The following is a 23,072-nucleotide window of genomic DNA, read 5'->3' on the forward strand; positions in this document are numbered from 1 at the left end:
GAGGAGGGGATTATGGAGAAGCTGACGATTGACCAGGTCGCAAGCCTGGCTTGCGTATCCCGTTCGGTAGTGTCGCGCGTGCTCAATAATCATCCGAACGTGAGCGAAGAGGCGCGGCGGCGCGTGCTGGAAGTTATTAAAAAGTATAACTATCGTCCCAGTTCGGTCGCGCGGAGCCTGGCAACCCGACGCACCTACGAAATCTGCATTCTGACGCCGCGTCGGGGGAATGAAGCGCTGGCAAACGGCTTCTGGACATTGCTGCACCTGGGCATTTTTGAGCAGTGCATCCAGCGCGGCTACTTTGTGTCGCTTTCCATGCTATCGGGGGATGCCGAAGCAGAGCTGGAAGATCGCCTGCTGCACGAGCACAGCTTTGACGGCTTTGTGCTGCTTACTTCAGAGGTAGCCGAACGCGTCATTGAGTCGTTGCGGGAGCGAGACATTCCCGCGGTGCTGGTCGGGCATGACCGGGCCTATCCAGATATTAGCTCGGTCGATGTGGACAACTTTGGTGGAGCGTATCGGGCAGTTCGACATCTGTGTCGGCTGGGACACCGGCGGGTGGCCGCTATTCTGGGCAATCTAGAGCTGCAAGAGACGCGCGACCGCCAGGCAGGTTATCTGCAGGCGCTGCGAGATGCCCACGCTGAAATGCAGGAGCTGTTAATTGAAATTGGGGACTACTCGCAGCGTTCAGGCTATGAGATTATGCGCCGCTGGCTGGAGCGGGGGCCAGACTTTTCGGCCGTTTTCTGCGCCAGCGATACGATGGCTATCGGAGCGCTGCTGGCGCTTTACGAAGCCGGTGTGCGGGTGCCGGAGCAGATGGCGGTAGTAGGCTTTGACGATCTGCCTGTGTCTCAATACACCTGTCCGCCGTTGACCACTGTACGTCAGCCGATTTACGAGAAAGGTCGGTGGGCTGCCAACATTCTTATCGATCAGATCGAAGGCCGCAAACGGCTGGCCGTGCATGCCAATTTGCAGGCCGAGCTTGTGGTGCGGCGCAGTTGTGGGGCGGTGGCTTAGCGCTGCTTCTGCTGCTGGCAGGCTGTCGGGCAGAGCTGCCGACGCCTGACGCGTCGGCGACAGCGCTTCTGAGACAGTTGCAGCAGGCCTACCAGGCAGGCGAGCGGGCGGCAGCGCTGGCGCTGGCCGATAGCGTGATCCAACAGGCGCCAAGGTGGCCGGAAGGCTATGTATGGAAAGGGGTATTGCTCCGCGATCTGGGGCAGCTCCGGGCGGCCGAGACTGTGCTGCGCCAGGCGTTGCAGCTGCGTGCCGACCATGTGGAAGCCCGGCTTCTGCTGGCACGGGTGATGCAGCAGCAGGGCCAGTTGCACGAGGCGCTCCGGCAGTACCGCCAGGCGCTGCACCAGGCCAGTGGGGTGCTTCGCGCGGCTGCCTGGGTGCAGCTTGGCCACGTCTATCGCGAACTGGGACAGCTCGACCAGGCCGCGCTCAGCTTTCAGGAAGCCCTGCAACTCGACAGTACGCTGGCTGAAGCGTGGGATGGTCTGCGGCATGTGCATGAACTGAAAGGGCAGCTTCCAGAGGCCCTGGCGGCTGCCCGTAAAGCGCAGCAACAGGCCCCCTACCATCCGGACTATCAGCTTGCCCTCGGAGCCCTGTTGATGCGGATGGGCCAGCCGAGCGCGGCTGCTCGGTGGCTGAAGAACGTGCTTGCCGCGCGTCCCTGGCAGCCAATTGCCCACTACCATCTGGGCCGCGCGCTGCTTGCTCTGGGCGACACAGTTGCCGGCCAGCAGCACCTGAGGCGGGCGGATCAGCTCCGCCGGCTAGAGCCGCTTTTGACGCAGGCCGAAGTAGCCGTGGCACAACACGCCGATGCGCTGGCGCTGCTCAAGCTGGCGCGGCGATTATTGCAGGAAGGCTTCGCCACGCAGACCCGCCAGGCAGTCGAAGCTGCCCATGCCTTACAACCCCGGCATCCAGCGTTGGAGCAACTCCTCCAGGAAATGACACGTCTGGAAGCACCCTAAAGCAACGTGCCAGTCAGCAGGAGCCGTGCCGTGCCGAAGTAGATCAACAAGCCTGTCACGTCTACCAACGTGGCCACGAACGGCGCCGAAGAGACTGCCGGATCCAGTCCCAGGCGGCGCAGCAGGAACGGCAGCATAGAGCCCACCAGCGTGCCCCAGAGCACCACCCCTACCAGGGCTAAACCTACCGTAAGGGCAATCGGTAGCCAGTACTCTCCGTACGATCCACTGAGGTGCTGTCCCAGTGCCACCCGCAATACGCCAATAACACCCAGCAGGCCTCCCAGCGCCAGTCCGGAAAGAAATTCGCGACGAATCACGTGCCACCAGTCGCGCAGCGTGATTTCTCCCACCGCCATGGCACGAATGATCAAGGTGGCCGCCTGAGAACCGCTGTTGCCGCCGCTGGAGATAATCAATGGGACAAACAGAGCCAGCACTACGGCCCGGGCGATTTCTTCTTCGAAGTGTCCCATGGCCGTGGTTGTGAACATTTCCCCCAGAAATAGCACCGTCAGCCACCGCGCGCGCTTTTTGACGAGCGTGCCCAGTGAAGCCGTAATGTACGGCTCTTCGAGCGCTTCCATACCACCGATTTTCTGAATGTCCTCGGTGGCTTCCTCTTCGGCCACATCGAGCACGTCGTCGATAGTGACAATGCCCAGCAGCACGCCTTCGGAATCCGTTACAGGCAGCGCCACCCGGTCGTAGTCGCGAAAGACCTGCACCGCCGTTTCTTGATCGTCCGTGGCTTTGAGCGCCACGAAGCGGCCGTCCATGAGCTCTTCGATCTTTGTGTCTGGATCGGCCAGGAGCAGCTCGCGAATGCGCAGGTCGTCGAGCAACCGCCAGTTATCATCAACGACGTAGATAACGTTGAGCGTTTCGCTGTCTTTGCCAAAACGACGGATATGCTCAAGGGCCTGCTGGACGGTCCAGTGGGGCCGGACAGCCACGTATTCGGTGGTCATCAGCCGCCCGACACTGTCTTCGGGATAACCCAGCAGTTTGATGGCTACCTCGCGCTCTTCGGGCGCGAGCATGTTCAGCAGCCGCTGGGCAACCGGTCCGGGCAGCTCCTCCAGCAGAGCAGTGCGGTCGTCATCAGAAAGTTCATTGAGTAGCTGGGCCAGCCACTCTTTCTCGCGGGCCAGCGCTTCGATAAGCTCTTCCTGTTTTTCGGTGCGCAGGTACTCGAAGACTTCCGTGGCCAGATCACGCGGCAGCAGTCGAAAGACGGCTACGTCGTCCGGCGAAGGAAGCTGATCAATGAGTCCGGCAATTTCGGGCGGCTCCCACTCGACCAGCACGTCGCGCAACGCGCGCAGGTTGCGCGTGCGAATAAGTTCCTGCACCTCAGGTTGAAGCAACTGGGCCAGCATGCGAACCCGCCATTACAATGAGTCGAAGACAAACCCCAAAGTACGGGTACGCAACAGAAGTTTCCACGGGGGCTTTGTAAAAAGGAAAGACGGGTAGCAAGGCAACCCTGCTTCCATAGCCTCGAGCCCCTCGACACTATCCATGAGGCGCCACCAGCGTTGCGGTGCTGCTTAAATGCCAAGGCCGCTCCCTTCCAGCAGTATGCTGGATTCCGTAGCTGTGCAGATCGGGTAAGGAGAGATCGGCTTTGATTCTGCAGGTGCCCGACCAAAGAGGAGCCGACCGGCGTCGTGGCTTCACATTGGCAGCCTCTATTTTATAGATAGAAATTATTGATTAGACAACATGATAGCCAAAATATATATTGGCAATCGGTCGTATCCGGTAACCTGAATCTGAGGAGGGCGTCATGATTCTCAGAATTGACAAATTGCAGATTGAACTGCCTATGCCTGAGGAGCCGGATCCCGATTCGGCTGCTGTAGTGCAGGAACTGTTAGGGGGGCGTTTCGGGGAGATGTCTACGCTGATGAATTACACGTTTCAGTCTTTCAATTTTCGAGGCAAAAAAGAGCTAAAGCCGTTTTATGACCTGATTGCGAACATCGGGGCTGAGGAGTACGGTCATGTAGAACTGGTAGCTGCTACGGTCAACGCGCTGCTTAATGGGGCTTCGCGCAAGGAGGATCCGAGTCAGACCCCGTTGGCGTCAGGGTTGAAGGGGCGCAACCCCCATCACTTCATTGTGACGGGCCAGGGCGCTCTGGTGGCCAACTCCATGAACGCTCCCTGGCAGGGCGACTACGTGTTCAACAGCGGGGATCTGGTGCTGGATTTGCTCCACAATTTCTTCCTGGAGTGTGGTGCGCGGCTGCACAAGATTCGCGTTTATGAGATGACCAGCAATCCGGTAGCTCGTGAGATGATTGGCTACCTGCTGGTGCGTGGCGGTGTGCATGCGACAGCCTACGCCAGAGCTCTTGAATTGCTGACCGGGGTCGATGTGACCCGAATGCTGCCTATTCCGAAGATTGAGAATCGTCGTTTTCCGGAGGCGCGGAAATACGAGGAGGCCGGGCAGCACCGCAAGCTATATCGTTTCAGTCTGGAGGACTACAGAGATATTGCTAAGATCTGGAAAGGAGTGCATCCGCAGGATGGGCAGCCGTTAGAGGTGGTGGATGGGCCGCCGCCAGGAGGTCCTCAGCTTGATCTGGACGAAGCCCCGGAGGCATCGATTCCGGGATTTGCTCCGGAGGAACTGCATGAAGTGGCGCAGCGGTTGTTAAAAGAGCTGTAATCGGAAATATAGAAAGCAAAAAAGCGGCCGGCTGCCTACCGGCCGCTTTTTGTTCGGGTTAGGTGTGGCTTATGGGAAGGTGGGGGAAGGTGGATGGCCGTTGGCGCTGGCCTGGAGCGTTTCTGCTGCTTCACCGGTGCGGAATTGCTCCATGAGCCCTTGCAGGCGCTGGGTCAGGTGGGCCAGCTCTTCGGTCGTCCGGGCAATGGTAGCCACGTTGCGGGCCGCTTCAGCCGCCAGCGACGAGATAGTTTCCACGTTTCGAGAGATTTCTTCGCTGGTGGTTGACTGTTCTTCGGTGGCTGCGGCAATCTGCGTTACGGTGTCGATAGCCTGATCGACGCCTTCAACGATTCGTTCGAGTGCCTGGCCTGCCTGGTCAGCCAGTCGAATACTTTCTTCAACTTCTTGCGTACCCCGTTCCATGGCCGCGACGGCCGCCCGCGTATCCGATTGGATCGTTGTGATCATGTCGGCGATCTGGCGCGTAGCCTGCGAGGTTCGTTCGGCCAGCTTCCGCACCTCGTCGGCGACCACCGCAAAGCCCCGTCCCTGTTCGCCTGCGCGGGCTGCTTCGATGGCCGCGTTCAGCGCCAGCAGGTTCGTCTGGTCGGCAATTTCGTTAATGACCGAGACGATTTCTCCAATTTCTTCGCTGGAGGCGCCCAGCTTCTGAATCGTCTGGCTAGAGCTTTGGACAACGTCGGCCAGTTCACGAATTTTGTGGACAGTCTGTTCGACGATGGTGCGACCGTCTTGCGCCAGCCGTCCGGCCGTTTCCGCCACTTCGGCGGTTTTGGAAGCATGGCGGGCGCTTTCGATGATGGTGCGCGTCATTTCTTCAATAGCGGCGGCTACATCGTGCGTCTGCGTCGACTGTTGTTGCGAGCCGGCGGCCAGTTCATCGGTCGCGTTGCTGATCTGCGCGGAGAGCGCAGCGGTTTGCGAGGCAATCTCGCGGGCTTCCTGGATCATCTGCTGCACGCGGCCCAGTGCCTGGTTGAAGCCCCGGAATAGCCGTCCCAGGTCTCCCTCGTGGTCCTCGGGCAGCCGCACGCGCAGATCGCCGGCTGCGAAGCGGTCCATGGCTTCCAGCATCGCTTCTACGCCGCTGCGCAGCGCGGTGCGCTCCGCTTCCAGGGCGGCCATGGTCTGTTCCAGCTCGTTCTGCTGTTTATTCAGGAGGGCTTCCTGCTCTTGCGACTGTTCTAGCAGCGCCTGGTTCGAGGCGTTAATCGCTTCAATTTCCGCCTGCTGCTGCGCCATGCGCTTGACCTCCGCGATGGTGTTCGCGTAGTTCTTCAGCAGGAAGGCGACCATGAACACCACCCACCAGGCGTGCTCAGCCACGCGCCAGAGGTCAGCGGTCAGGATGCCAAAGACCGACTGCGGATAATAGATGCCCCGGAACAGATGGTCGACGGCGACGACCACCGTTGCGATCAGAAAGACCTTCCAGTCGCGATAGCCGGCCAGGATGCCCAGGGAGGCAAACACGTGGAAGTGCGTTTCGATGCGGCCGCCTGTCAGGTGAATGAGCAGCGCAGAGGTGAGCATCTGGCCGACCGCAATAGCATAGCGCGTTGCAGCGCGGCCTGGTCGCCGAAAGGCAAGATAAGCGGGCACAAGCATCACCAGGGCGCCCAGGATAACCGCTGCGTACACGTGGAGATGCACCTTACCGGTGTCTCCGATCCATGTGCGAGGAGAGACGATCAGCGCCAGCGCAATGCCGGCAATGTACTGGGCTATCAGCAACCAACCGAAAAGTCGGTCGGTCTGCACATAGGTCTGGTGCTGAAACTGCTGATACAGCTCGCGCGGTCGTTCCGAGAGTTCTTCGGCGCGGTCCAGTTTGCCCCATTGAAACAGCGTGCGCAGCATGGCTTCCAGAAGGCTAAGGGGTTGTGGTTTGGGTTTCCTGAATCAGACAGCCCCAGACGGCCGTGTGCGCGGCGGTACCGACGCCCTCACGCACCAGATGCAGCACCTGACGGCGGCCGGGATTAGGGCCTTCGTGGCCGCGTCCGGCCGTAATGCCCCCGTAGAACACGCGGCGACCGTCGGGGCGAAAGAGCACAACCTGTCCGGAGGCCAGTGCACCGAAGCGTTCCGCCAGCCGTCCGTCCAGGTCGCGGTGTACCGTAGTAAAGGGAATGGTCTGCGCGTAATGCCAGAGATCCGTTTCGATCCAGGCAGCCGGTTTATGAGCGGGTTGGTAGAAGAAAATGTGGGCCGTCAGATTGCGCCGGGCGCGTGCCATGATATAAGCCAATTCGCGAAGACTGGCGCGGCTGCAGGAGCAGCGCGGATGCACAAACATGACCAGGGTCATGCGCGTTGAGTCGGGCCCGAACGGCACATCGACCGGCCACACTTCGGGTACATCCCCCACCGGCGCCGGCCGACTACTGTAGTCGGTAACGATGACCCAGCCTGCGCCGATTAATCCCAGCCAGAGCGCTCCGCCCAGCCACGGAAGCCAGCGACGAAAATGGATACAAGGGAGCACGGCGCAGTTCGATCGTTGGTTGATCCGAAGCGCCTGTTGTATCGGCTGGCCTGGAGGGTAGTTAAGTACGTGGTCTCACGTATTACGTGAGCAGACGTTGGCCGGTGTAGGTGGGCGGAGGCAGAATTGCGCGGATGCTTTGCTGCAGCACGCTCACGTAGGCGTCCAACAGCCTGCGCTTCAGATGGGTCCGGACATAAATCAAGTAAATTGTGCGGTGGGGGACCGGTTCGCGAAAATATCGCACGCGCGCGCGAGCTTCCGGGGACAGATAGTGCGTGGCCAGTAGGGGAAGCAGGGTGACACCTCCCAGTTGGTCTACCAGCAGCCGAAGTGTTTCCAGATTGCCGCTTTCGAAGCGAAGCTGGGGAACGGGACCGGCCTCTTCGCGCCGGCTGCATACCTGGAGCACCTGATCCCGAAAGCAATGCCCTTCTTTAAGTAGCCAGATGTCTTCCAGGCGGAGCTGAGCCGGATCAAGTTGTGAGTTGGCCAGGAGGGGGTGTCCTGCTCCCAGGTACGCGACAAATGGCTCGCGAAAGAGGGCCTTTCGCCGCAGCCCTGGACGATCTTCTTCGGTGGCAATCAGACCGGCGTCAATTCGATCGGTAATCAGGGCCTCTAGAATCTGTTCTGTGGTCAATTCGTCAACCTGAACGGTAAGCTCCGGATACTGATCTTGCAGCAGAGGGGTTACCAGCGGCATGAGGTAAGGAGACAGCGTAGGAATCACGCCCAACTTCAGCGTGCCCTGGACGGTCTCCTGGTTTTCGCGCACCAGTTCGTACAGCCGCTCGCATTCCCGTAGAATCACCCGGGCCTGGGCCAGGACGCGCTCTCCGATGGGAGTGGGCAGGATAGGCTTGCGGCTGCGGTCAAAGAGCTGCACGCCCAGCTCTTCTTCCAGCTTTTGAAGCTGCATGCTCAGCGTTGGCTGGGAGACGTGGCAGTGCTCGGCCGCCCGGCCAAAGTGCCGGTACGTGTCAACGGCTACCGCGTAAGCCAACTGAGTAAGCGTCATGACTGAATACCTTTGGTGAAACCATAGAATATAGCTTGAAACCATAGAATATAGCTTGATTGATCCGACTGGGAATACGTTGGCAGCTCACCGAGCCGTTGCTGAAAGAGCTGGCCCGGCACTTGTACAACCGACTCCGCCTGTCAGGCTTTCAGGGCTCCGTGCTGCACGGAAGCAGAGAGCCGTTACATGGGCGGCATGGACTGCTTGGCGGGAGGGCGAACATGGATTTTAGCAGGAGTCTCTGGTGTTTCCGTAAGGTGGAGGAGCTTCGGGTTTTCTTTAATGATGAATTTTTCTTATACTTTGTCCGAAGCAAACCCTGCAGGCCCGATGCTTTGGATCTACGGACCGGCATTGCTGCTGGTAGTAGGCGGTTTTGGGGTAGTCGTCTGGCTTATTCGATATGCCAACCGGCAGGCCAACGCCGGGGGCCGAGGATTTCGGCGGCCGGGCGTGCATGGGTCAACAGGACCGCGTAAAGGAGGACGTCGGGCTCGGCCGCGTCGACCTTCAAGCCGCGACCGGCGTCCTGTGCCGCCTCGCTTCCAGTAGCATTTGCAATTCTGGACGGCAGCTTCCGCAGCCTGTGCCCGCGCGCGTGCGGCGGCACAGGTCATCCAGCTCGGTGCATCCTTCGGCTATGGCGCGCTCCAGGTTGCCCCGTCCCACGTTATAACAACTGCAAACGATCGGTCCTTCGGGAGGCTCGGCTGTTTCGGAGCCCTGCAGGAGGCGGTGGGGAGGAGCGTCTAGCTCCAGGCCTTCGGCAATCAGCCGTTGAAACTGCGCGAAGGCGCTTCGGTCGCCCAGCAGAATAGCGCCCACAAGTCGGTTATGACGTACCACGACTTTCTGGTAAATGCGGCGCTTGCGGTCGAGCAGAACGACTTCTTCGTAGGCTGGTGCGTCTGGAGGGACTACCGATTGACCCAGGGCGCACAGGTCAAAATCTGGGATTTTTAGAATGTTAAAGGGCACCGAACCGGAGTAGCGAGCCCAGACATCGCCTGCAATATGGGCGGCTGCCACGCGCGCTTGCTCTTCGGCTGCGGGGGTGGTACCGTAAAGCTGGCCGCGGTGTTCGGCTACTTCGCCAATCGCATAGATTGCGGGATCGCTGGTTTGCAGGTGATCGTTGACGCAGACGCCTCGGTGAACGTTGAGCCCGATTCGGGTGGCCAGCCGCGTTTCCGGGCGCGTTCCTACAGCCACAAGCAGTAGGTCGGCGGTCAGCGTGCGGCCGGTGCGCGTGCGGACGCCTTCGAAGCAGTCGGTGCCCAGGAAAGTTTCGGGCGCGTCGTTGCAGTAAATGCGAATGCCTCGGGCTTCCAGCTCCTCTCGCAGCAGCGCAGCGGCTGTCTCGTCAAGCTGGCGGGCCATGAGCCGGTCTGCCAGTTCCAGAATTGTGCAGGTATAGCCAGCTTCATGCAGCGCCGCAGCCACTTCCAGGCCCAGCAGGCCACCTCCGAGAATCAGCACGCGCTGGCTGCCAGCGAGCCTGGTGCGGATAGCGTCGGCATCGGCCAGCGTGCGCAGGGTAAACACGTTGGGCCAGGTAATCGGAATGCCGGGGGGAATGAAGGGGCGACTTCCCGTTGCCAGCACCAGTCGGTCGTAGGGCAGGCTGACGCCATTGCTTCCGTGCACAACGCGGGCCGTGCGATCTACGTTGATGACTTCGACTCCCCGGAAGAAGTGAACCCGCAGCGCGTTTAGCTGCGCGTCGGCCAGCGTGCGCAGTTGGGCAACGGTGCGTTGTCCCGAGAGGTATTCGGGCAGTTGGACCCGGTTGTAGAATCCGTGGGGTTCGCGGCCAAACAGATACAGTTCGTCGGTGTCGTTGTGCTTTCGGTAGGCTTCCAGAAAAGCGCGTGCTGCAGCGCCTGCTCCGATGATCACGATACGCTGGCGCTGACGTCGGAGCGGGGCCACTTGTACCCGGGCAAACTTGAGGGCAGGTTGACGCGAAATTGGATCGATGCGACAGGGAATAAGCACATTGACCCGTCCGTCGGCTGTTTCGGCTTCCTGGCCCCAGTGCATGGGCAGGAAGACGACGCCCCGTTTGATAGTGGGAGTCAGGTGCACGCGCACCGTCAGTTTTCCGGTGCGGCCGGTAACTTCAGCCAGCGCGCCTTCCGACAGACCACAGGCGGCTGCATCGTCTGGATGCATTTCAAGGAAAGGCTCGGGGGCATGCTGGTTAAGGCGGGCTACTTTGCCCGTTTTGGTGCGCGTGTGCCACTGGTCGCGGACGCGGCCGGTGGTCAGGATGAAGGGAAACTCCGGCGAGGGCGGCTCAGGCGGTGCAGGCTCGGGTACTGGATGCAGGCGCGCGCGTCCCGAGGGTGTGAGGAATCGGTGGTTGGTAAAAAGGCGCGGTGTACCGGGGTGATCGGGGGCCGGGCAGGGCCATTGGATGGACCGCTCGCGTTGGAGTCGTTCGTAACTGACGCCTGAGATGTCTATCGGGGTACCCCGCGTCAGACGGGCATATTCGTTGAAGATTTCTGATTCGTCCTGATAGCTAAACGCGTGTCCCCAACCCATGCGGCGTGCAAAGTCGCAGAGGATCCAGACGTCTGGTCGGGCTTCGCCGGGAGGGTCTAGGAGCCGGGGCAGGTAGGTAATGCGGCGTTCCGAATTGGTCATAGTCCCCTGCTTTTCCAGCCAGGAGGCGGCTGGCAGCACGACATCAGCCCATTGCAGCGTAGCGGCCCGTGTGGAAATTTCCTGCACCACCACGAGTTCGGCTCGGGCGAAGGCTCGTTCAAGTCGGGCGAGTTCCGGTTGGCTGAGTGCCGGGTTGGTGCCGATAATCCAGATGGCCTTCAGGCGTCCCTTTTCGAGGGCATCAATCATTTCCGTGGCGGTCAGGCCGGGTCGGTCCGAAAGGGACGGAACACCCCAGAACGCGGCGACTTCGGCCCGGTGGTCAGGATTGTTCAGGTCTCGATGGGCAGGGAGCAGGTTGGCCATAGCGCCTACTTCTCGACCGCCCATCGCGTTGGGCTGGCCGGTTAGCGAGAATGGCCCCATGCCGGGTCGACCGATCTGGCCCTTGAGCAGCGACAGATTGATCAGGGCCAGGTTGTTAGCTACGCCTGCTGTGCTCTGGTTCAGGCCCATGGCCCAGAGCGTTAGCAGAGCTGGACTCTGGCCGATCCATTCGGCCGCCTGCTGAAGATCCTCCAGGGGAACGTCGCAGAGGCGGGCAGCTCGTTCCAGGGAGGCGTTTTTCAGGTGGTTGCAGAGCGCTTCGAATCCTTCGGTGTGGTTAGTGATGAAATCAAAGTCGACGTACCCGTGGTGAATGAGGTAAGCGGCCAGTGCATTGTAGAGCACGATGTCGGTGCCTGGTCGAATTTGAAGATGCAGATCGGCGACGGCGGCGCTTTGCGTGCGTCGGGGGTCGACCACAATGAGCCGCACGTCGGGGTTAGCTGCGCGGTGTGCTTCGATGCGACGAAACAGAATGGGGTGGCACCAGGCCGGGTTGGCGCCCGCAATAAGAATGCACTGGCTGTGTTCAATGTCGTCGTAGCAGATGGGTGGTGCGTCGTCGCCCAGCGTTAGCTTATATCCCGCTACGGCCGAGCTCATGCACAGCCGGGAGTTTGAGTCAATGTTGTGCGTGCCGAGGAAGCCTTTGACCAGCTTGGTGGCCACATAGTATTCCTCGGTCAGGAGCTGTCCCGACACGTAGAAGCCGATCGCATCGGGCCCATGGCGCTCGATGATTCGGCGAAATGTGGCAGCTATGTGGTCGAGCGCCGCGTCCCAGTTGGTGCGGGTCAGGGGAGCGTTGCGATGAGGGCGTACCATCGGGTATAGCAGGCGGTCGTCGTGGTCCAGGGCCACCTGCAGCAGGTAGCGTCCTTTGCTGCAGAGCTGACCGCGGTTGGCGGGATGATCGGGGTCGCCGCTGAGCGTCAGGTGCCCTTGCCGATCGCGCCGAATTTCAATGCCGCAACCAACGCCGCAGTAGCAGCAGGTGGTTTTGATAGAAGCAGGGGTTGCCATAGCTCGTCAGTACACGTCGCGCTGATAACGACGGGATTTTTTGAGGTCGGCCAGATAAGCGCGGGCGGCCTCTTCCGAATGGCCGCCTTCCTGTTGGATGATGGTTAGCAGAGCCGCTTCGACGTCGCGCGCCATGCGCGTTGCGTCGCCACAGACGTACACGCAGGCGCCCTCTTCAAGCCAGGCGTAGAACGTTCGCGCCTGCGCCAGCATGCGGTGTTGGACATAGCATTTTTGCGCCTGGTCGCGCGAGAAGGCGGTATCGAGCCGCGTGAGCACACCTCGCTTGCACCATCGTTCCAATTCATCGCGATAGAGAAAGTCCGTGGCCCGGTTGCGTTCACCAAAGAAGAGCCAGTTGGGCCCGCGTGCGCCGGTGACTTCTCGCTCCTCTAAGAAAGCGCGAAACGGCGCGATGCCAGTGCCGGCGCCGATCATGATGATCGGCGTATCGGGATCGTCGGGCAGGCGGAAGTTTGGGTTGGAGTGAATAAAGACGGGCACTGGCTGGTCCAGCGCTGCACGTTCGGCCAGAAACGTCGAGCAGACGCCTTTGCGCAGGCGGCCATGCGCGTTGTAGCGTACAACTCCCACCGTCAGGTGCACGGCTTCGGGATGTACGCGGGGGCTGGACGAGATAGAGTACAGGCGGGGAGCCAGGGGCCGTAGCAGCTTGATCAGCGTGGTTGGATCCGGGCGAAAGGCTGGGGCTTCATGCAGCAGGTCAAGCAGGTCGCGCCCGGCGAGGTAGTCCTGCAGGGCGGCTGAGTCGTCCAGCAGTCTGGGCAGGAGTTCGTGGCTGGGGGCGGCAGCTTCAAGCAGGGGACGGGGCAACGTGCCTAGCTCATAGTGACGAAGCAGGGCTTCGCGGATGGGCAGTTCGGATCCACTGGAAAGCTGCACCGGCTCCTCGCCTGTGTAGCCAAGCGTTGTGAGCAGGGCTGCCACAAGCTCCGGATCGTTCTCCGGATATACGCCCAGCGCATCGCCCACCTCATATGAGAGACCGGATCCTTCCAGCGAAAAGATGACGTGACGGATGTCTTTGGTCGAGCCTTCGCCGGTGAGTCGTTTGCTCTGGAGCAGGTGAGCAGGAAACGGATGTTTGCGGTCGTAACGCGGCGGTGCAGATGGTTCAGTGCTCGCCTGGTCATCACCGCCTGGCAGGGATGGCTGGGCCTCCGCCGTTAGCGAGTCAGAGACCCGTTCCAGCGAACGAAGGGCAAGCTGCAGGAAAAAGTCGTTGAGCCAGGCCCGTTGTTCGGGGGTGAACGGCGCAGTTTCGGGAAGGTACGGCACCTGCATGGCCATTTCAGGCAGTTTGTTGCAGGGAAGATTCGGCGGCCGTGGCTGTTTTGAGGGCTTTTAAGATACCCTCGAACCACTGCTCGAAGGGGGCTTCCACGTCCACGTCGCAATCGATGCGGGGATGCAGGCGATGGGCCCCCAGGGCGTCAAGACGGGCATCGAACGCCTTACCGGCAGCGCAGAAGTTGGGATAGCTGGAGTCGCCCAGCGCCAGCACGCTAAATTGTACGTGGCTAAGCGATGGAGCTTGGTCGCTGGACAGAAAATCCCAGAACGTCTGGGCATTGTCGGGCATATCGCCGTCCCCGTACGTGCTGGTGATAACGAGCAGGAAGCGTTCCTCGGCCAGTCGGGCGGGATCGTAGGCATCCATGCCGACCACCGTGGCTGAGAAGCCCTGCTGGTTTAGCCGACGGCCAGCTTCCTGGGCTAGCCCTTCGGCAGTCCCGGTCTGAGATCCAAACAGAATGGTTACGGCAGGGCGGGAGGAAGAGGTTGCCGAGGTGGCTGTCGCTTGCTGGACAGGTCGTGAGGAGAACAGCCCTGCCAGAAACCCGTTGAGCCAGGCCCGTTGGCTGGGCGTAAACGGTGCATTTTCTGGGATGTATGGGACCGTGTCCATCATGGCGTCTGGCTTGGTTTGCTATCCGTGATCAAGGCTTCCAGTGCAGCGGGATCCAGCCGGCGGGTGAAAGCTGCAAACGATTCGTTTTCCTGACGCTGTTGGAGATACGTGTGGAGCAGATGAGCCAGAAGCGGCGGCACCTCTTCAAAGGGCACGCCGCGAGCCACGACGCGTGCCAGTCCCTGGTCTGCCTCCAGGCCTCCGCCCAAGACAATGTCGTAGCCCTCTACGGTTTCACCCGCGCTGGTTTTCACTTTGACGCCCAGCAGACCGATATCTCCGCAGTAGTGCTGGGCGCATGAGTGCGGACAGCCGGTCAGGTGAATGTTGAGCGGTTGATCTATATCTATGCCGGCTTCTTCTTCCAGATAGCGCACCAGCGCCAGGGCATGGGCTTTCGTGTTGGTGCGTGCGTAGGGGCAGCCAGCGTTTCCGGTGCAGGCTACCAGTCCCTGGCGCAGGGACGTGCTTTCGGGCGAGAGCCCGAGCTGGCGCAGGGCGGCGCACAGCGGCTCCAGGTTTTCTTCGGCTACTCCGGGAATCAGCAAATTCTGAAAGACCGTTAGCCGCAGCTCGCCGGTGCCGTAGCGTTCGGCCAGGTCGGCCAGTGCGTGGAGTTGGCTGGCCTGAAGGCGGCCTACCGGTACGTCAATGCCCACGTAGTAATGCCCTTCCGGGCGCTGGGGGTGAATGCCGATATGGGCGCCCGGTATCCGGGGTGGACGTGGGGCGCAGGATGCTCGTGGAAAGCGGATGAGAGGAAAGGCCAGACGTTCTTGGACGGCTTCCATGAAACGCTCGACGCCCCAGCGCTCCAGCAGGTACTTTAGCCGCGCCTTTTTGCGGTTTGTGCGGTCACCGTGCTCCAGGTAGACGCGAATAATGGCTGCGGCGGTAGCAATGCAGGCTTCGGGCGGGACCATGAAGCCCGTATCCTGGGCAAAAGAACCGTGGCCGGTAATGCCTCCCAGTTCGATGCGAAAATAGACGCCAGGGGGAACGTCATGTCCTTCCTCGACGCGCACGGCCACAAAGGCCAGATCGTTTGTGTCGGCGGCCGCTGTAATGACCCCGCCGCTGTCGAAGGCTACGTTGAACTTGCGAGGCAGATTGTACAGGTCGCGGCTGTGCAGGATGTAGTAGTAGAGCGAGCGAACGAGCGGCCGCACGTCATAGAGTTCCTGCAGATCGAAGCCGGTGGTCGGCGTAGCGGTGATGTTGCGGATATTGTCAGCTCCGGCGCCGCGCGAGGTCAGGCCCAGGTCAGCCAGCGCCATCAGCACATTGGCCGCATCCCGAGCGCCGATTTCCCGGATCTGGATGTTAGCGCGGGTGGTGAGGTCCAGGTAGCCGGCGCCGTAGCGTTCGGCCAGGTCGGCCAGGCCGTGTGCCTGGCGACTGGAGAGGAAGCCGCCCGCAATCCGACAGCGCAGCATGAAGGCATTCTGGGCAGGGGCGACGTAGAAGAGCCCTAGCGCTTTGTAGCGGAAAACGTCGTCTCCTTCTGGGAATCGACCAGCTGCCGCGTTTTCCAGCACCCGATCCCAGATGTCGAGCGGGTGCTGCGCCAGCTTGATGCGCTCCTGTTTGCACAGACGGTCAACAGGCGTGCCGTAGAGCGTTTCGGCAGGCGGTGGAGTTGCCAGGTCGCGCACCGCCTGCTCTGGTTCGTGCGTAAGACGGCCGTCGGCGGTCTGCCCTACGAAGGTCAGTCCGCCGCGTTGCAGCACGCCGGCCATGAAACCTTGCAGGTACTGCTTCTGCTCTTCGCTGAAGGGTAAGTCAGGCATGTGCGGCATGGCTTGCATACAGGCTGAAAGGTTACCGTACCGATGTAGGGGCCAGCAAACGAGCCATTTCTGCCTCCACGGCGCGTTCGTCAGCTTCCGAAAAGCGCACCGCAAAGGCCAGGAAGGCCATGGCGACGATAAGGAGTCCCAGGAGCAAGAGCGCCTGATTCCAGGGCAGAGCGCCCTTGAAGAGAAAGCCCGCCATGATAGCCCCCGCATTGCCACCTGCTCCAATGATGCCCGTTACAGAGCCCAGCGCTTTTCGGTTGATAAAGGGCACCACGGCATAGGTGGCTCCTTCTGCCATCTGAACGAACAGGCTAAACAACACCAGCGTAACGACAGCCAATGCGAGCAATTGCATTTGCGAGAAAAGGATCAGCGCAAGGCCTTCGCCGAGCGTTGCCAGAAACAGCCAGCGCACGCGGCCGGCCAGGCCCCAGCGACGACCAAAAAGGTCGCCGACTACGCCCCCCAGCGTTCTCGCAAAAATGTTGGTCAGCCCGAAAAGGGCGGCAACTGTGCCGGCGGTCTTCAGGTCAAGCGAGAAATAGTCGGCAAAGTAGAGAGCTGCGATGTTGTTGATGGTGAGCTCAATGCCAAAGCAGGCTGCATAGAGTACAAACAGCACCCAAACGCGATAGTCGCGCGCAGCCTGTCGAAAGCTCCCTCGGCTGGTCAGGCGCGGATGATTCGGAAGGTCTTCAAAGTTACCTGCCGGGGTATCCTGTGTCAGGAAATAATAGGCGATGCCCGTACCCAGGCAGATCAACCCGGCAACCAGCATGGCGAGCCGCCAGCTCAGGGCTTCTGTGAAGCCCAGCCCCATAAAACCTGTAAAGACCAGAGGCATGACCATCTGAGTAACGCCACCGCCGAGGTTGCCCCATCCGGCGGTTGTGGCGTTCGCTGTGCCTACAATGTTCGGGGCGAACATAAGCGACGTGTGATACTGGGTAATCACAAAGCTCGCCCCTATGACCCCTATCACCAGTCGAAAAAGCAGAAAGGCTTCGTAGGAGTTGGCCAGGCCAATTGCCATTACCGGCAGGCTGCCCAGTATCAAGAGTCCGGCATAGGTGCGACGGGGACCGAATCGGTCGCAGAGCCGGCCAATAACCATGCGGGCCAGAACGGTGGCGGCTACAGAGGCAATGATGGTATTTCCTACCTGGGCTGGAGTCAGCCCGAGCTCCTCCCGCACCACTTTCATGAGCGGTGCAATGCCGAACCAGGCGAAAAAACACACAAAGAAGGCAAACCAGGCCATGTGGAACGCCCGCATCTGCGGGGTCCGGAAGTTGAAAAGCTCAATGCGGGTAGCTTTCTGAAGAGACTGCATGGGTGCGATAGGGTTGGTAGCAGAGAAAGTTTTATATAAAACGGCCGTTTGTTTAACTTTTTTAAGAGAAGTTGAAGACTATGTATTAAATACACAGGAAATGGTAACAATTTGCTTTTCTTGTGTAAACCGGTATCGTGTAAAAATTCTTATAAGAGGAGCGCTTCCGCCCTGCCTGAAAACAGAACCCCGTGGGAAACCTGGGGACAAAAAGGGGTTTGCCTCAAAGAGAAATTTTTGCTTTTTTGTGTAGAAAGCGCTTTGGGATAACTCATGCGCGAGCTACGAGACCTGCTGGAAGAGGCTGAACGGCTGACCGCAGGGAAAACGCCGCATGTGATTGCTACGGTCGTGCGCATTGGGGGCTCTACCTATCGCCGACCCGGTGCTCGCATGATCGTGGAAGCAGACGGGACAAACCGAGGCACGATCAGTGGGGGCTGCCTGGAAGGCGAGGTAACCCGTCAGGCCCTTCAGCTCCTGGCCGATCAGGTGCCTGCGCGCCTGCTTCCTTTTGACCTGGCCGATGACGACTTGATTTACGGGTTTGGTACCGGTTGCGATGGAGTAGCCCATGTGCTGCTGGAGCGGGTTCCGGTACCCGGGCGTTGCAACCCACTGGCATTGCTAAGCCAGTGCCTGAAACGTAGGCGACAGGCTGTGCTGGCCACTGTGATCGAGACAACCGAGGACCCATCGGACTGGCTGGGACGGCACCTGCTGCTTCGGGAAGACGGCCAGACGGAAGGCGACCTGCCGGAAGGTGTCGTGGCCTCAAAAATCCAGGAGGCAGCTCGTCAGATGCTGGAGCGGCTGCGCGCAGGCCGTGAGGAGCGAGGCTGGACCGTGCAGCGCTATACTGAAGGAGCAACGCAGATGGAAGTGCTCCTGGAAGCTGTGCAACTCCCCGTGCGCCTGCTCGTCTTCGGTGAAGGGCACGACGTATTTCCAGTGGTGCGTTTTGCCCGGGGACTGGGCTGGGAGGTGGAAGTTATTGGCCGCCGGCCACCGGCAGAACTCGCCCAACGCTTCCCAGAGGCGGACGTCTGTCGTTTCCTGATGCATCCGGAGCAACTCACGCAGCATGTAGCGATTGACCGACGCACGGCCGCGCTGGTTATGAATCATACCTACCTGCGCGACCGCCAGATTCTGGAAACATTGTTGTTTGAAAGTGCCATCCCGTATATCGGGATGCTGGGGCCCCGGGAACGAACCGAGCGCATGCTAAACGAACTGACCCGCACGCGCGGCGAACGGCTGGAGGCTGAGCGGCATCGCATTTATGGACCTGTTGGGCTGGATATCGGCACCGAGACGGCTGAAGAGATCGCGCTAGCGGCCCTGGCCGAAATTCAGGCGGTGTTGCATGGCCGCTCAGCCCGTCCACTTCGGGAGCGTAAGACGCCGATTCACGGCGAACGACCGCCGCTGCCACGGCCGCTCAATGTATCCTCCTGAGCGCTTCAAAGGCTTCCGGCGTATCAAGGTCCTGCAAAATGTGGTCGGTAGCCATGGCCACACGCACCACATGCTCAGGATGGCGTTGCACCAGGCCTCGGCAGCCGGTCAGTCGCTGCTCGGAGAGAATAGCTTTTCGATAGTAGGCCGCAAACAGGACGGGATTGCCGCGTTGTCCGTTGAACTCGGGTACAATGATGCAGGCCGGATCCCGGACATAAGCGCGCTGGAACGCCTCTATGAGCTGGTCATATTCGGAAGCTTCGATCAGCGGCAGGTCTGACAGGCAAATCATGTAGCCGTGCGCGTCGGCGGGCGCCGCCGCCACGCCTGCCTGAATGGAAGTGGTCATGCCTTCGGCATAACGTGGGTTGTAGACAAACGCGACCGGCAGATTGGCCAGGGCCTCACGCACGGCAGCAGCTTCATAACCCAGCACGACCACCACCGGAGCGGCCTGGCTGTCCAGAATCGTGGTAACCACGTGACGCACCAGGGGTTGGTCTCCAAAAGGCAGCAAGAGCTTGTTCCGGCCACCCATGCGCCGAGAAGATCCGGCGGCCAGCACAATGGCGACCACGCGACCGGTTGCATTCATGGCTCGGCTACGGTGTCGGTGCGCAGATGATAGCCGCGGGCTTTGAGAGCTTCGGCCAGGACGCTTAGCGTCACCCGGGCGGGATCATAGGCGACCCGGGCATGGCCGAGCTCCACGGCATGCACGACCACGCCAGGGAGGGCCTGGAGCGTTTGTTCGACGGTGTGAAGGCAGTGGGCGCAGCTCATGCCTTCAATGTGCAGGGTAATTTCGATCAAGCCTTCAAGGGAGGGCAGCTTGTCTGGAAGCGCCGGGGATGGATTCTGGTGGCGTTCCTGCACGATTTCGGCCAGGATGCTCAGGGCAATTTCTTCCGGCGTGCGGGCACCGAGATCCAGTCCAGCCGGGGCGCGGACAGCCGCCAGCCGGTCCCGAGGCACGCCTTGTTCGGCCAGCAGCTCGCGCAGGCGCGCTGCTTTGCGACGGCTGGCCACCAGGGCGACGTACCGGAACGGTTGGGATAGCGCAGCTTTCAGGGCTTCTTCGTCCCTTTCGCCCTGGGTAGCCACGACCGCAAACGCTCCGGGTTTCAGGGGTAGATTTCTCAAGGAGAACGAAGGCTCGCACTGGTCGGCTTCCGGGAACAGCTCGGAGGATGCCTCAGGATCAGCAACCAGCACGTGGTAGCGCAGCGTTCGCCCAAGCTGTACCAGGGCCTGGGCGACGGCCGAGTGTCCGAGCACCAGCAGTTGAGGAGGGGGCAGAAGCGGTTCAATATACACGTCGAGCGTGCCGCCGCTGTAGCAGGTCATTGCATAGGCGACAATGCCTTCTACTTCAACTTCGGTCGTTTCGGGCGTGATGCGTACCAGGCGAGGACGCCCGTCGCGCATGGCGCGCAGCGCTTCCCGGATAACGACCGGACGCGTGCACCCACCACCTATCCATCCATGAAGCGTGCCGTCGGGCAAGATCAACGCCTTGTCTCCGGGCTTTCCGGAGATCGGAGCCTCGTAGCGGACGACGATGGCCAGGGCGCAGGGTTCACCCCGCGCTGTCTGTTCTCGAGCCTGTTCCAGAATAGGATCAAGCATGACGCAGGTGCTGCTCCAGCCGAAGCAGACTGTCGAGGTTGTGGGCCGGGTGAAATACGTCGAGGTAAGGAAGCGCTGCCTGCATTCCACGTGCTATGGGCGCATAGCCTTCCATTCCCATCAGCGGGTTCAGCCAGATGATCCGGCGACAGCGGGCGCGGATCGCTTGCAGGGCGTGGGCCAGCAGCGCAGGGTCGCCGGTGTCGAGGCCATCACTCAGAATCAGCACAAGTGTGCGGCGCGAAAGCAGCCGGCGGCCGTAATGCTCCAGAAACGTCATCAGGCAGGCGCCAATGCGGGTACCGCTGGACCAGGGCGTGGGCGTCTCGGCCAGTTGACGTAGGCTTTCAGGGAGCGATGGTTGGCGCAGAAGCTCCGTGATGCAGATCAGCTCGGTGCTGAAGACGAACGAGTCGATCCGCCGGAAGTGTTGCTGCAGTGCATGGAGAAAACGGAGCAGGAAATAGCTGTAGCGGTCCATAGAGCCGCTTACGTCAAGCAGGGCCACCAGGCGGGGGCGGTCTGGACGGCGTTGACGGTAGCGGAGCGTCACTAGCTCGCCTCCTCGGTCCAGGTTACGGCGGATGGTGCGGCGCAGATCCACGTAGCGGCCTTGCCACGCAGTTTTCTGGCGTCGTGAGAGGCGCACGTGCAGTTGGCGGAAAAGTTGGGCCGCCAGCGCCTCGAGCTGTTCCTGGTCAGACGCCGGCACCCGGGCAAAATCTACCTGGCGCAAGCGGTGGGCCGTGCTAGCCCCTGCTGTTGTGTTGCCCTCTTCTTCAGGCGGGGCCGTGGCATGTTGCAGCGTCATGAGCAGCGGAGCGGTCCGTTGTTCTGTAGCGGGAGGGCGAGCGCGTTGCGGGCGCGGGCTGGGCGGTGCGTTGCCGTCCGGTGAACGGCCCAGCCAGTAGGCATCGAAGAGCGCGTCAAAGCGCTGGTATTCATCGGGCGAGATGCATAGCAGTGCCCGCAGGGCTGCCCGGAAGCGATTGGGCCGGTGCAGCAGTTCGCTGCGGGCTATCCGTAGCGCATCGAGCGTCTCGGCAACGCCGACGGTGAAGCCGTGCGCTCTCAGGAGCGCGCAGAAGCGCCGCACAGCCCCTGTGAAATCGGTAGACGCCGCAGGAGCAGGCGGTGTGGCATCTGGAGCAGCCATGGTTCAGGCTTCGAGGGTAGCCAGCAGATCTTCGAGCGTGTGGTTACGCAGGCGCTCAAGGTCTTCGGCCGATTTGAGCAGGCAGCCCGCGGTGCGCGTCACAACGGTTGTGTTGAGGCGCTGCACGCCCAGCGCTACCAGGGCCCGGGCCCAGTCGAGCGTTTCGGCAATGCCGGGAATTTTGTGCAAGCGTTCTTTGCGCAGGGCCTGCACGAAGCGCACTACCTGTTGTGCCAGCTCGGTCTCAATATCAGGGAGGCGCTTCTGAATAATGCGCAGTTCTTTGGCTTCGGTAGGATAGTCGAGCCAGTAGTAGAGGCAACGGCGTTTGAGGGCATCGCTCAGTTCACGCGTGCGGTTAGAGGTGAGGATGACATGCGGGACATGGCGCGCGCGAATGGTGCCCAGCTCCGGAATGGAGATCTGGAAAGCCGACAGTAGTTCGAGGAGAAACGCCTCAAATTCCTCATCGGCTCGGTCGATCTCATCAATGAGGAGCACTGGCGCTTTTGTTTCGGCCTGAATAGCTTTCAGCAGCGGTCGCGCTAGCAGGTAGCTTTCACTGAACAGGTGCTGTTCCCGCTCTTCCAGGGGGATGTCGCTCTGCTCCCAGAGCTTGATGGCCAGGAGTTGGCGGGGATAGTTCCATTCATAGACGGCTGAATGGACGTCGAGCCCCTCGTAGCATTGCAGGCGGATCAGCTCCGTGTCAAGGTAACCAGCCAGTGCGTAGGCAATCTCGGTTTTGCCTACGCCTGCGTCGCCCTCCACGAGCAGGGGCCGGCGCAGCGTTAGGACGAGATACAGGACGGTAGCCAGCGCCTCATCCGCCACGTACCCCTGCTGCTCCAAACCATCCATCAACCCCGCAATGCGGGCGGCGGCCTCACGGGTCATTCTCCTTCTTTTTTCCCAAAGAACCGACCGGCAACCGACTTGATGCCTTCCTTGATCAGCGAGCCAGCGCGGAGCGCCTGACCGGCCTCTTCGGGGGCTTCTCCTGCCAGCAGCGATTCAAAACATTCCGTGAACTGGTCAAAGAGGCGACTGGACACATCCTCAATCAGGCGCGAGCCGAATTGCGCCAGCATCCCGGTTACAGAGATTTCGATTTGATTGGTAATTTCGGTGGCCCCGTCGTCCAGCGCCCGGGCGCGGCCCCGCATGGTCATGGAAGCGCTCCCCTTGCCTCGCGCATCAAGTCCTCGGCCTACCAGTTCAATGGTATGCGTCTCGTGATCGAGCGTGTTGATGGTGATTTCTCCTTTGTAACTGGCACTGATGGGGCCTACCTTCAGGCTGACGGTTCCCCGGTAGTGGCGCTCGTCAATCTGCTCGGTGAGCTGAGCACCAGGCACGCAGGGGACCACCTTGGCCGGATCGCTCAGGTAACTCCAGACCTTCTCCAGCGGCTGATGAACGGTAAAGGTCTTTTCGATCGTGGTTTTCATGGCGCTTTGTAACGGATAGCAGCAGCTTCTGTATCAGACGGCCAGGTCTCCTGAAAGTT

19 protein-coding genes are annotated in these 23,072 nt (G+C 60.7%); 5 read left to right on the forward strand and 14 right to left on the reverse strand.

Annotation, left to right across the window (positions count from 1 at the left end; all coding sequences use genetic code 11):
• Window positions 1-12: 12 nt before the first annotated feature.
• Window positions 13-1,032 (forward strand): LacI family DNA-binding transcriptional regulator, encoded by a 1,020-nt coding sequence (locus tag BUA15_RS03670; RefSeq protein WP_072714633.1) that lies wholly within the window; start codon window positions 13-15, stop codon window positions 1,030-1,032.
• Window positions 1,033-1,109: 77 nt separating this feature from the next.
• Window positions 1,110-2,006: a tetratricopeptide repeat protein gene (locus tag BUA15_RS03675; protein WP_245771906.1), complete on the forward strand. Its 897-nt coding sequence runs from the start codon at window positions 1,110-1,112 to the stop codon at window positions 2,004-2,006.
• On the opposite strand, the gene mgtE is transcribed toward BUA15_RS03675, so the two are convergent.
• On the reverse strand, window positions 2,003-3,388 hold the full coding sequence (mgtE, locus tag BUA15_RS03680) for a magnesium transporter (RefSeq protein ID WP_178139376.1): 1,386 nt from the start codon (window positions 3,386-3,388) through the stop codon (window positions 2,003-2,005). The two genes, BUA15_RS03675 and mgtE, sit on opposite strands and share 4 nt — an antisense overlap.
• 410 nt (window positions 3,389-3,798) lie before the next feature.
• Between mgtE and BUA15_RS03685 the strand changes: the two genes are divergently transcribed.
• Window positions 3,799-4,689 carry a manganese catalase family protein gene (locus tag BUA15_RS03685; protein WP_072714635.1) on the forward strand — a complete coding sequence of 297 codons (891 nt, stop codon included), beginning with the start codon at window positions 3,799-3,801 and terminating at the stop codon, window positions 4,687-4,689.
• Window positions 4,690-4,758: 69 nt separating this feature from the next.
• Here the strand turns inward: BUA15_RS03685 and BUA15_RS03690 are convergent, their stop codons facing one another.
• From BUA15_RS03690 to BUA15_RS03700, 3 genes are all read right to left on the reverse strand, one after another.
• Window positions 4,759-6,573: a methyl-accepting chemotaxis protein gene (locus BUA15_RS03690; protein WP_072714636.1), complete on the reverse strand. Its 1,815-nt coding sequence runs from the start codon at window positions 6,571-6,573 to the stop codon at window positions 4,759-4,761.
• Between the two features lie 13 nt (window positions 6,574-6,586).
• A complete protein-coding gene (locus tag BUA15_RS03695) occupies window positions 6,587-7,201 on the reverse strand; it encodes a hypothetical protein (protein ID WP_084660509.1) in 615 nt (204 codons plus the stop codon).
• 82 nt (window positions 7,202-7,283) lie between these two features.
• Window positions 7,284-8,222, reverse strand: coding sequence for a hydrogen peroxide-inducible genes activator (locus tag BUA15_RS03700; RefSeq protein ID WP_072714637.1), 939 nt, complete (start codon window positions 8,220-8,222; stop codon window positions 7,284-7,286).
• Window positions 8,223-8,555: 333 nt separating this feature from the next.
• Between BUA15_RS03700 and BUA15_RS03705 the strand changes: the two genes are divergently transcribed.
• The gene (locus BUA15_RS03705; protein WP_072714638.1) at window positions 8,556-8,777 is read left to right on the forward strand and encodes a hypothetical protein; all 222 of its coding nucleotides are present in this window, start codon (window positions 8,556-8,558) and stop codon (window positions 8,775-8,777) included.
• Here BUA15_RS03705 and BUA15_RS03710 read toward each other — a convergent pair.
• The 5 genes from BUA15_RS03710 to BUA15_RS03730 are packed head-to-tail and all read right to left on the reverse strand — an operon-like array spanning window position 8,736 to window position 17,313.
• On the reverse strand, window positions 8,736-12,248 hold the full coding sequence (locus tag BUA15_RS03710) for a nitrate reductase (RefSeq protein ID WP_072714639.1): 3,513 nt from the start codon (window positions 12,246-12,248) through the stop codon (window positions 8,736-8,738). The genes BUA15_RS03705 and BUA15_RS03710 overlap by 42 nt on opposite strands.
• 6 nt (window positions 12,249-12,254) lie before the next feature.
• Window positions 12,255-13,553, reverse strand: coding sequence for a sulfite reductase subunit alpha (locus BUA15_RS03715; protein ID WP_178139377.1), 1,299 nt, complete (start codon window positions 13,551-13,553; stop codon window positions 12,255-12,257).
• Window positions 13,554-13,560: 7 nt separating this feature from the next.
• Window positions 13,561-14,181 carry a flavodoxin domain-containing protein gene (locus BUA15_RS03720; RefSeq protein WP_084660510.1) on the reverse strand — a complete coding sequence of 207 codons (621 nt, stop codon included), beginning with the start codon at window positions 14,179-14,181 and terminating at the stop codon, window positions 13,561-13,563.
• On the reverse strand, window positions 14,178-15,980 hold the full coding sequence (locus BUA15_RS03725) for a NirA family protein (RefSeq protein ID WP_072714895.1): 1,803 nt from the start codon (window positions 15,978-15,980) through the stop codon (window positions 14,178-14,180). Before BUA15_RS03725 ends, BUA15_RS03720 begins: the two co-directional genes overlap by 4 nt.
• 22 nt (window positions 15,981-16,002) lie before the next feature.
• Entirely contained in the window at window positions 16,003-17,313 is a 1,311-nt protein-coding gene (locus BUA15_RS03730; protein ID WP_072714642.1) for an MFS transporter, read from the reverse strand.
• Between the two features lie 273 nt (window positions 17,314-17,586).
• On the opposite strand from BUA15_RS03730, the gene BUA15_RS03735 reads away from it, so the two are divergent.
• Complete coding sequence (locus BUA15_RS03735) at window positions 17,587-18,774, forward strand: XdhC family protein (protein WP_072714643.1); 1,188 nt, start codon at window positions 17,587-17,589, stop codon at window positions 18,772-18,774.
• Here BUA15_RS03735 and BUA15_RS03740 read toward each other — a convergent pair.
• The 5 genes from BUA15_RS03740 to BUA15_RS03760 are packed head-to-tail and all read right to left on the reverse strand — an operon-like array spanning window position 18,758 to window position 23,013.
• A complete protein-coding gene (locus BUA15_RS03740; protein WP_072714644.1) occupies window positions 18,758-19,372 on the reverse strand; it encodes a nucleotidyltransferase family protein in 615 nt (204 codons plus the stop codon). The two genes, BUA15_RS03735 and BUA15_RS03740, sit on opposite strands and share 17 nt — an antisense overlap.
• A complete protein-coding gene (locus tag BUA15_RS03745) occupies window positions 19,369-20,406 on the reverse strand; it encodes an XdhC family protein (protein WP_072714645.1) in 1,038 nt (345 codons plus the stop codon). Before BUA15_RS03745 ends, BUA15_RS03740 begins: the two co-directional genes overlap by 4 nt.
• Window positions 20,399-21,562, reverse strand: coding sequence for a vWA domain-containing protein (locus BUA15_RS03750; protein WP_072714646.1), 1,164 nt, complete (start codon window positions 21,560-21,562; stop codon window positions 20,399-20,401). The genes BUA15_RS03745 and BUA15_RS03750 overlap by 8 nt, the downstream gene beginning before the upstream one ends.
• A 3-nt stretch (window positions 21,563-21,565) precedes the next feature.
• Entirely contained in the window at window positions 21,566-22,459 is an 894-nt protein-coding gene (locus BUA15_RS03755) for an AAA family ATPase (protein WP_072714647.1), read from the reverse strand.
• Complete coding sequence (locus BUA15_RS03760) at window positions 22,456-23,013, reverse strand: SRPBCC family protein (protein WP_072714648.1); 558 nt, start codon at window positions 23,011-23,013, stop codon at window positions 22,456-22,458. The genes BUA15_RS03755 and BUA15_RS03760 overlap by 4 nt, the downstream gene beginning before the upstream one ends.
• Window positions 23,014-23,072: the final 59 nt, after the last annotated feature.

It is taken from the genome of Rhodothermus profundi (assembly GCF_900142415.1).
Lineage (GTDB): Bacteria > Bacteroidota > Rhodothermia > Rhodothermales > Rhodothermaceae > Rhodothermus > Rhodothermus profundi.